The 389-nt window shown below is 66.2% G+C and carries 1 pseudogene; it reads right to left on the reverse strand.

Annotated elements, in window-relative coordinates:
* Positions 1-389: pseudogene (locus ASD79_RS24225) on the reverse strand (RHS repeat-associated core domain-containing protein); the annotation flags it as partial.

The following is a 389-nucleotide window of genomic DNA, read 5'->3' on the forward strand; positions in this document are numbered from 1 at the left end:
CCGGCTTTGCCGGTCAAGCGGTTGTCCAGGTCGTAGACAAAGGTCGACGCGCCATCGCCCGTCAGGTTGCCGCGATTGTCGCCGTAGGCCAACGTCGCGTCGCCGGCCGTCAGGTACTGGTTGCGGCCGTTGACCGTGTAGCCCTTGGTCGTCTGAACACCGGCCCATTCGTAGAGRCTGTTGCCGGCGGCGCGAGACTTGACCTGGCCGGCGGCGTTGTAGGTGAAGTTGTAGGTCTGGTCCTGGGCCGCGCCGGTCAGGTCCAGGGACAGGGTCTGCAGGCGGCTGGCGGCGTCATAGGCGTAATAGGTGTTGGCCCCATTGCCGCGCCAGACCGCCGTGCGCCGGCCCAGATTGTCGTAGCCGTACTGCGCCAGTTGCACCTGATC

Source organism: Caulobacter sp. Root655 (genome assembly GCF_001427665.1).
In the GTDB taxonomy this organism is placed as follows: Bacteria; Pseudomonadota; Alphaproteobacteria; order Caulobacterales; family Caulobacteraceae; genus Caulobacter.